Below are 8,683 nucleotides of genomic sequence, written 5' to 3' on the forward strand. Positions count from 1 at the left end.
GGCGATGGGCAAACGGAGAGCGCCCCTCCTTGTTGCAGCGCGCATGCGGTCAGGGCTTCACGACCTTGCGGAGGATGATCGGCAGGATGTCCCCGGCAAAGACGATGGCCGTGAGGGAGACCGCGGGCCGGGCAGTGTCAGCCGCGCGCCGATCCCCTAGGCCTGGGCCGCGACATACTCCTGAAGCACCGCGCGCACGCCCTTTTCGTCAAGGTCCGAGAGCGCGGCGGCAAAGGCTTCCACGAAACGCGGGGTTTCGCCAAGGCGACCGAAGATCTCGGTAAGCGCGAGGAAGGCGGACGGATCGGTTTGCGCCCTCAAGGCGGCGGCCTGCAGCGCGGCGGCCCGCTCGTCTTCCAGCTTTATCTCGCCCCTGGTCGTCTCGGCGCAATAACGGCACCAGAGCGCCACTTCGAGCGCGAGGCCCTGAATGGCGCTGCCCGCCTCGAGCGCCTCGCGGACGGTGGGCAGCACGAACTTGGGCTGGCGGTTGGAGCCGTCGAGGCAGAGCCGCGCGATGGTGTCTCCCACCTCGGGGTTGGCGAAACGCTCGGCGCATTTTTCGAGGTAGGCGTCAAAATCCACGCCACCGATTTCGGGCAGCACCGGGATGACCTCGGCCCGCATGAGCGCCTTCAGCCATGCGTCCACGTCCGGGTCCTGCATGCCCTCGTGAACAAAATGGTGGCCCAGAAGCGCCGAGGGGTAGGCAATGGCCGCGTGGCCCGCATTCAGGATGCGCAGCTTCATCGTCTCGTAGGGTGCGACATCGGGCACGAATTCCACCCCGACCTTTTCCAATGCGGGGCGGCCCTGGGGAAAGCTGTCTTCCAGCACCCATTGGCGGAATGGCTCGCAGACCACGGGCGCCTTGTCATCCACCCCGAATTTTTCCTTCACCAACGCGATTTCGCGCGCGCCGGTGGCGGGGGTGATGCAATCGACCATGCCACAGGGGAAGGCGACATTGGCCGCGATCCACTGCGCAAGCTCGGCGTCGACAAGCTCGGCCATACCCACGACGGCAGCCTTGGCCACATGCCCGTTCTCTGGGAGATTGTCGCAAGACATCACGGTGAAGGGTTCATGTCCTGCATCACGTCGCTCCTTCAAGCCTTTGACCAGCAAGCCGAAAACGGTTTTCGGGTTTGCGGGGTCAGCGGCGTCGGCGGCGATCTCCGTGTTCGATTTGTCAAAGCCGCCGGTCTCGGCATCCACGAAGTAGCCGCCCTCGGTCACGGTCAGCGAGACGATGCGGATGGCGGGATCACAGAGCCGGGCCACCAGCGCGTCACCGGACACCTCACAAAAATCAACCATCGCGCCGGTAACCCGGGCCGTCAGCGCGGCAGGGTCCAGCTCGACCACGGTGGTCAGCCAGTCCTGCGGTGCCAACACCTCGCGTCTGGCGGCATCGAACGACTTGATGCCGGCGCCGACGATCGCCCAATCGTGGCTTTGGCCCTGCGCGAACAGCCGGTCGAGATACCAGGCCATGTGTGCGCGATGAAAGTTGCCGACGCCGATGTGCAGGATGCCGGGGGTCAGGGCTGCCCGATCATACTCGGGCACGGCCACCGCCTCGGGCAGCGCATTCAGGGTGTCATTCGAAAGTGTTGTGGCCATCAGCTCATCCAGTTCCCGCCGTCCACGTTGTAGGTTTGCGCGACGATGTAATCGGCCTCCTCCGAGGCCAGGAACACCGCCATGCCTTCGAGATCCGCCGCAGTGCCCATCCGTCCGTAGGGCACGGCCGCGCCGACTTCGCGTTTCTTCTGCCCGGGCGACTTGCCCTCGTATTTGGCGAAGAAGGCATCGACCCCGTCCCAGTGCTCGCCGTCCACCACGCCCGGCGCTATGGCGTTGACGTTGATGCCGTGGGCGATGAGGTTCAGCCCCGCCGACTGGGTGATCGAGATCACCGCCGCCTTTGTGGCGCAGTAGACGGCCACCAAAGGCTCGCCGCGCCGACCGGCCTGCGACGCCATGTTGATGATCTTGCCGCCCCCGCCCTGGGCGATCATCTGGCGCGCCGCAGCCTGCGTACAGAAGAGCACGCCCGCCACGTTGACCGACATGAGCCGGTCAAAGTCAGCCCGCTCGATCTCGACGAGGGGCGCGGCGGAAAAGAGCGCGGCGTTGTTCACGAGGATATCGAGGCCGCCGAGCGCCTCGACCGCTGCCGCAAAGCCTGCGTCGATACTCTCTTGCCGTGTCACGTCCAGGCCCACCGCAACGGCGCCGATTTCGGCGGCCGCCGCCTTGGCGCGTGCCATATCCACATCGGCAATCGCCACCTGCGCGCCCTCCGCGATGTAGCGGCGCGCGAAGGCCAGCCCGATGCCCCGGGCCGCCCCCGTGATGAGGGCGCGTTTCCCGGCGAGACGGCTCATGCGATGCGCAGGCCCGCGCCGTCGAAACGGTGGATCTTGCCGTCCTGCGGCGTGAGCCAGACTTCATCACCATGGCGCAGCGCCATTTCGCCGTCGACCCGCACGGTCACGGTATCTTCCAGTGTTTCAACGCCCTCGGGGTGCACGTAGAGGAAGGTGTCGGAGCCCAGGTGCTCGGCGACGCCGACCTTGGCCTTCCACAGCCCCTCGCTCGTGCTCACGTCAAGGTGCTCAGGCCGCACGCCGATGGTGGCAGCGTCATGCTTGGCCGCTTCCTGGCCTGAGAAGAAATTCATCTTCGGCGAGCCGATGAAACCCGCCACGAAGAGGTTGCGCGGGGTTTGATAGAGTTCCAGCGGCGAGCCGACCTGCTCGATGACACCGGCCTGAAGCACCACGATCTTGTCGGCCATGGTCATGGCTTCGACCTGGTCGTGGGTCACGTAGATCATCGTGGTTTTCAGGTTGTTGTGCAGCTCGCTGATTTCGAGCCGCATGTTCACCCTGAGCGCCGCATCGAGGTTGGAGAGCGGCTCGTCGAAGAGGAAGGCCGAGGGCTCGCGCACGATGGCGCGGCCAATGGCAACCCGCTGGCGCTGACCGCCCGAAAGCTGGCCGGGGCGGCGGTCGATATAGTCGGCGAGGTTCAGCACCTTGGCGGCGTAATCGACGCGCTTTTCCTGCTCGGCCTGATCCATCCCGGCCATCTTAAGCGGGAAGGCGATGTTCTTGCGCACCGACATATGCGGATAAAGCGCGTAGGACTGGAACACCATCGCCAGCCCGCGCTTGGCGGGGGGCGTGGTGGTGGCATCCTGGCTGTCGATGCGGATCTGCCCGCCCGACACGTCCTCGAGTCCGGCGATCAGCCGCAGCAGGGTGGACTTGCCGCAGCCCGAAGGCCCGACGAACACCACGAACTCGCCGTCTTCGATGGTCAGATCCAGCGGCGGGATCACGTTCACCTCGCCGAAGCTCTTCGACACCTTGTCCAGAGTAATGCGTCCCATAGTCCTGTTCCTTTACTTGACGGCGCCGAAGGTGAGGCCACGCACCAGTTGTTTCTGGCTGAACCACCCCATGATGAGGATGGGCGCGATGGCCATGGTCGAGGCCGCGCTGAGCTTGGCGTAGAAGAGCCCTTCCGGGCTGGAGTAGCTGGCGATGAAGGCCGTGAGCGGCGCGGCCTTGGTGGTGGTGAGGTTCAGTGTCCAGAACGCCTCGTTCCACGCCAGGATGATGTTGAGCAGCATGGTGGAGGCGATGCCGGGCAGCGCCATCGGGGTGAGCACGTAGATGATTTCGGAGCGCAGGCTGGCGCCGTCCATCCGCGCGGCCTCGAGGATATCCACGGGGATTTCCTTGAAGTAGGTGTAGAGCATCCAGATGATGATCGGCAGGTTCATCAGCATCAGCACCACGATCAGCAGGATGTGCGTATCGTAGAGGTCGAGGAACCGTGCGATCAGCACGATCGGAAACAGCACACCCACCGCAGGCAGCATCTTGGTGGAGAGCATCCACATCAGCACGTCCTTGGTGCGCTTGCCGGGCACGAAGGCCATGGACCAGGCGCTGGGAATTGCGATGAGGAGGCCCAGAACGGTGGAGCCGACGGCGATGATCACCGAGTTCATCAGGAAGCGGAAGTAGTTGGAGCGCTCCTGCACCACCTCGTAGTTCTCCAGCGTCCAGTCGAAGCCGAACCAGACCGGCGGATCGGCAATTGCCTGGGCCTCCGTCTTGAAGCTGGTCAGGACCGTCCAGAGGATCGGGAAGAAGATCGCGATGCCGATGGTCCATGCGGCGGCAGTGGCGATGACCTTGCGTTGTGTTGTAACGGCGCGTGCCATGTGTTCAGCCCTCCCTCAGTTGTCCAGGTTCTTGCCGACGATCCGCATCAGGAAGATCGCGACGATGTTGGCGAGGATGACGGCGAGGATGCCGCCGGCGGAGCCGAGCCCGATGTTCTGACTCTCCAGAACCCGCTGGTAGACCAGGTAGGTGAGTGTCCGGGTGCCGAAGGCGCCGTTGGTGGTGACGAAGATTTCCGCGAAGATCGACAAGAGGAAGATCGTCTGGATCAGGATCACCACGGTGATCGCCCGGCCGAGGTGCGGCAGGATGATATAGGTGAAGCGGCTGAGCGCCCCTGCCCCGTCCATCTCGGAGGCCTCAAGCTGCTCGGAGCTGAGCGATTGCACGGCGGTGAGCAGGATAAGCGTGGCGAAGGGCAGCCACTGCCAGCTCACGATCCAGATGATCGAGAACAGCGGCAGTTCCGAGAGCCAGTCGATTGGCGTCGCCCCGAAGAACTTCCAGAGGTAGGCGAAAAGCCCGTTCACCGGGTTCATGAACATGTTCTTCCAGACCAGCGCCGAGACGGTGGGCATGACGAAGAAGGGCGCGATCACGAGGATGCGCACGATCCCCTGCCCCCAGATCGGCTGGTCGAGCAGCAAGGCCAGCAGCACGCCGCCGATCACGGTGATGGCGAGGATGCCGCCGACCATGATGAGCGTGGTGGCGACCGAACTCAGGAAGGAGGAGGAGGTGATGAAGCGTTCGTAATTCTGGAAGCCAACGCAACAATCGGCGACGCCGCGCAGCGGGCGATAATCCATGAATGAGAAGTAGATCGTCATGCAGAGCGGGATGAGCATCCAGACCAGCAGCACGAAGACTGCGGGCGCGTTCATCAACCGGGCGGCGGCGCGGGAGTGCTGGGTTGCCATGACGGGTTCCTCCTCCGATGTCCGGCGCAGCAGCGGCGCGGACAGGCAAAATTCTGGCGGATCGCGAGAGCGGGGGTCGCCCCCGTGAAGGGGCCCCCGTGGGGGAGCGTGACCTTGCCCACCACCGGGGCAGGTGCCGGGCGCGCCTGTCGGAGAGCGCGCCCGGCGGTCGCGGGAGGACCGCTTACTTGTAGCCGGCGGCTTCCATTTCCTCGTTCACGATGTCCTGGGCCTTGGCCAGCGCCTCTTCGGCACTCTGCTGACCGGCCAGCGCGGCGGAGAACTCCTGGCCGGTCTGGGTCGCGAAGCCTGCGAACTCGGGGATGGCCGCGAACTGGACGCCGATGTAGGGCACAGGCTCCACGGTCGGGTTGGTCGGGTCAGCCGAGTTGATGCTGTCCAGCGTCATCTTGGCAAAGGGCACCTTCTGGTACTCGGGGTTCTCGTAGAGCGAGGTCCGCGCACCCGGGGGCACGTTGGCCCAGCCTTCGTTTTCTGCAACCAGCTCGATGTATTCCTTCGAGGTTGCCCATTCGATGAACTGCTTGGCGGCATCGACCTTCTGCGAGCCGGCCGGGATGGCGAGCGCCCAGGCCCAGAGCCAGTTGCCGCGCTTGCCGAGGCCGTTGTCGGGCGCCAGGGCAAAGCCGACGCTGTCGGCCACGGTGCTGTCATCGGGGTTGGTCACGAAGGAGGCCGCCACGGTGGCGTCGATCCACATGCCGCACTTGCCCTGCTGGAACAGTGCGAGGTTCTCGTTGAAGCCGTTGTTGGCCGCACCCGGAGGGCCATAGTTGTTCATCAGGTCGAGGTAGAAGTCGATCGTCGCCTTCCACTCGGGGCTGTCGAACTGCGGGTTCCAGTCTTCGTCGAACCAGCGCGCGCCGAAGCTGTTGGACATGGCGGTGAGGAAGGCCATGTTCTCGCCCCAGCCGGCCTTGCCGCGCAGGCAGATGCCATAGATCTCGTTGTCCTTGTCGGTCATCGCCTCGGCGGCAGCCTTGATGTCGTCCCAGGTGGGGGCGTCGGGCATTTCCATGCCTGCGGCTTCCATCAGGTCGGTGCGATACATCACCATCGAGCTCTCGCCGTAGAACGGCGCGGCATAAAGCGTGCCGTCGACCGAAAGGCCACCGGCCATGGCGGGCAGCAGATCGTCCACGTCGTAGTCTTCGCTGAGATCATCGAGCGGAACCAGCCACTCCTGCTTGCCCCAGATCGGCGTCTCGTACATGCCGATCGTCATGATGTCGAACTGGCCACCGTTGGTGGAAATGTCAGTGGTCACGCGCTGGCGCAGAACGTTCTCTTCCAGCGTCACCCACTCAACCTCGTGGCCGGTTTTCTCGGTGAAATCGTCGGTCAGCCCCTGCATCCGGATCATGTCGCCGTTGTTCACGGTGGCGATGGTCAGAGTTTCGGCGGCGGCGATGCCACCGATTGCCGAAAGGGCAGTAGCGCCCAGAAGGGCGCGCAGCGTGCTAGTCATTGATGTCCTCCCAATGCCCGAAACGGGCAATTGCTAATCTAGTGGGCAAATACTCACGCAACCTGCGGCAAAAAGTCAATCCCCCCGTGCTGCCGCTGCACAAATCGGCATCAAGACGCCCATAAGGCGCTGCAATTGCTAGTGTTTCAGCTGAATGGCCGCGATCAGGCGAGGGCGAGTACGGCCTCGGCGGTGGCCTCGTCGGTGATCAGAGCGTTGATCAGCCGGCCCCGCAGCGCGCCCAGAATCGCCCGCTGTTTGGCACGGCCCAGAGCCAGGCCGCAAACCCGCCGGTCGGTGCCCGGGTCGAGTGGCGCAGAGGAGACGCGGGCGTTGGTCAACCCGGCGATCTGGCGGCCCTCGGCGTCAAATGCCCAGGCGACCATCTCGCCCACAGCGCCCTGCGCGATCAGCTCGGCGCTTTCCTCGGGGCTGATGAAACCATCCACCGCCAGCGGCGATGTTTCATCAATGTGACCGATGCCGACAAAGGTCACATCTGCGCGCGCCGCCAGCGCCAGCGTGTTCTCCACCGGCTCCTGTGCGTGCATCAACTTGAGGTCATCGGCGCAGCGGACCACGGCGATCAGCGGCATCGGGTTGTGCGGCGCGCCCACCTTCTCGGCCAGCCGCACAACCACGTTGTAGGCGGTGGCCGACCCATCGGGGCTCATGTTGCCGACGAGGCTGACAAGATGGTGCTGCGGGCAATCCATGCGCGGCAACTGCTCCACGCAGGCCCGCAACATCCGCCCGGTGCCCAGCCCGATCACCCGCGGCTCCGGGTCTGCCAGCCAGCGCTCCATCTCTGCCGCACCCGCCGCGGCCACGCCCGTCGCCAGCTCCGGCGCGGCCGGATCGGTGGGCACCACATCGCAGAATTGAAGATCAAAGCGCTCGGTCAGGGCGGCGGCGAGGTCCATGCAGCGCGCGATGGGATGATCGAGCCGGAACTTCACCAGCTTTTCCTGCACCGCAAGGCTCACCAGCCGCTGCGCAGACTGCCGCGAAACCCCGAGCTTGCGAGCGATCTCATCCTGGGTGTTGCCGGCCACGTAGTAGAGCCAGCCCGCCCGGGCGGCATCATCCAGCCTCGCCGTTTCCCCTGCGGCCCGCGCCATGCGCACTCCCCGCTACATGTCTTTTTTCAACTCGGGCGCCATTTGATAGAAAGCGGACCAGTTGTCAAAGGTCGGGATTCCGGGGGGCGTGTCGACATCGGCGGCTGAGAAGCCGGAAAAATGCGCGCCGCCAGTATAGCGCCACACCTCCATCCCAGCCGCCTCCGCAGCCCGTAGCCCGGCCTTGCTGTCTTCGATCACGAGGCAGAAGTCTGGATGCACTTTCAATGACTTGGCGGCAAGCAGGAACAGGTCTGGCGCGGGCTTGCCGCGGGCCACCTCGGAGGCGGTGAAGACCCTTTCAAAGAACGGCTCCAGCTCCAGCAATGCCAGCGTGCGCGCCACCCGCTGCGGCGAAGAGGAGGTGGCCACGCAGGCCCGGCGCCCCAGCGCACGGAGCATCTCCCGCACACCAACGGTCTCGGTGAGGCCCGCTGCAAACTCCTCCACAAGCCGCGCGCGATACTCCTGCTCGAAGCTGCCCGGCAGATCGAGGTTGAAATCCCGCCGGATCTTGTCAGCCACCTTCGGAAAGCTCTGGCCGACGAAGTTGCGAAACACATGCTCCATCGTCACTGAAAGCCCGTGATGCTCCAGCGCCTCTACGAGTACGCGGGCCGAGATTACCTCGCTGTCGGCCAGCACGCCGTCGCAATCGAAGATCACCAGCTCGATGTTTTGCATCCCCATTCCGGTCCTCGTTCCTGCTTCGGAGCCACTTTTCGCCTGCACCCCCAAAGGACGAGGGCAGGCTCCGGGTCAATGAAAATCGCCGAGGGGCCCCTATGGGGATACGGCTATTTTCTTTGATGCGGAGACAGGCCTCGGCCATGCCGGGGTCAGGTGAAAAGAGGCCCCGAAGCGATGATCCTGCTTTGGTGAACCCGAAGCTGAACCCCACTCGGCCATCCCGCGCAGGCCGTGGGTGGCGGAACGGGGTGGGCG

Annotated in this window: 8 protein-coding genes; all 8 read right to left on the minus strand. The window is 64.6% G+C overall.

Features of this window, described 5'->3' with window-relative positions; all coding sequences use genetic code 11:
* Positions 1–156: 156 nt before the first annotated feature.
* Positions 157–1,626: a mannitol dehydrogenase family protein gene (locus DYI42_RS22180; protein ID WP_213549079.1), complete on the minus strand. Its 1,470-nt coding sequence runs from the start codon at positions 1,624–1,626 to the stop codon at positions 157–159.
* Positions 1,626–2,393 (minus strand): L-iditol 2-dehydrogenase, encoded by a 768-nt coding sequence (locus DYI42_RS22185; RefSeq protein ID WP_213549081.1) that lies wholly within the window; start codon positions 2,391–2,393, stop codon positions 1,626–1,628. Before DYI42_RS22185 ends, DYI42_RS22180 begins: the two co-directional genes overlap by 1 nt.
* A complete protein-coding gene (locus DYI42_RS22190) occupies positions 2,390–3,403 on the minus strand; it encodes an ABC transporter ATP-binding protein (RefSeq protein ID WP_213549083.1) in 1,014 nt (337 codons plus the stop codon). Before DYI42_RS22190 ends, DYI42_RS22185 begins: the two co-directional genes overlap by 4 nt.
* Positions 3,404–3,415: 12 nt before the next feature.
* Positions 3,416–4,246, minus strand: coding sequence for a carbohydrate ABC transporter permease (locus DYI42_RS22195; protein ID WP_213549085.1), 831 nt, complete (start codon positions 4,244–4,246; stop codon positions 3,416–3,418).
* 15 nt (positions 4,247–4,261) lie between these two features.
* Positions 4,262–5,128: a carbohydrate ABC transporter permease gene (locus tag DYI42_RS22200; RefSeq protein ID WP_213549088.1), complete on the minus strand. Its 867-nt coding sequence runs from the start codon at positions 5,126–5,128 to the stop codon at positions 4,262–4,264.
* Positions 5,129–5,312: 184 nt separating this feature from the next.
* Positions 5,313–6,617, minus strand: coding sequence for an ABC transporter substrate-binding protein (locus DYI42_RS22205; protein WP_213549090.1), 1,305 nt, complete (start codon positions 6,615–6,617; stop codon positions 5,313–5,315).
* Between the two features lie 164 nt (positions 6,618–6,781).
* Positions 6,782–7,738: a sugar-binding transcriptional regulator gene (locus tag DYI42_RS22210; RefSeq protein ID WP_213549092.1), complete on the minus strand. Its 957-nt coding sequence runs from the start codon at positions 7,736–7,738 to the stop codon at positions 6,782–6,784.
* A gap of 12 nt (positions 7,739–7,750) precedes the next feature.
* Positions 7,751–8,428 (minus strand): HAD family hydrolase, encoded by a 678-nt coding sequence (locus DYI42_RS22215; RefSeq protein WP_213549094.1) that lies wholly within the window; start codon positions 8,426–8,428, stop codon positions 7,751–7,753.
* Between the last annotated feature and the right edge of the window lie 255 nt (positions 8,429–8,683).

Origin of the sequence: Vannielia litorea (assembly GCF_018424695.1) — a bacterium.
Lineage (GTDB): Bacteria > Pseudomonadota > Alphaproteobacteria > Rhodobacterales > Rhodobacteraceae > Vannielia > Vannielia litorea_A.

Coding starts and splice junctions, on each gene's coding strand:
- DYI42_RS22180 (WP_213549079.1), bottom strand. CDS start 1,626: ATGGCCACAACACTTTCGAATGACACCCTGAATGCGCTGCCCGAGGCG.
- DYI42_RS22185 (WP_213549081.1), bottom strand. CDS start 2,393: ATGAGCCGTCTCGCCGGGAAACGCGCCCTCATCACGGGGGCGGCCCGG.
- DYI42_RS22190 (WP_213549083.1), bottom strand. CDS start 3,403: ATGGGACGCATTACTCTGGACAAGGTGTCGAAGAGCTTCGGCGAGGTG.
- DYI42_RS22195 (WP_213549085.1), bottom strand. CDS start 4,246: ATGGCACGCGCCGTTACAACACAACGCAAGGTCATCGCCACTGCCGCC.
- DYI42_RS22200 (WP_213549088.1), bottom strand. CDS start 5,128: ATGGCAACCCAGCACTCCCGCGCCGCCGCCCGGTTGATGAACGCGCCC.
- DYI42_RS22205 (WP_213549090.1), bottom strand. CDS start 6,617: ATGACTAGCACGCTGCGCGCCCTTCTGGGCGCTACTGCCCTTTCGGCA.
- DYI42_RS22210 (WP_213549092.1), bottom strand. CDS start 7,738: ATGGCGCGGGCCGCAGGGGAAACGGCGAGGCTGGATGATGCCGCCCGG.
- DYI42_RS22215 (WP_213549094.1), bottom strand. CDS start 8,428: ATGGGGATGCAAAACATCGAGCTGGTGATCTTCGATTGCGACGGCGTG.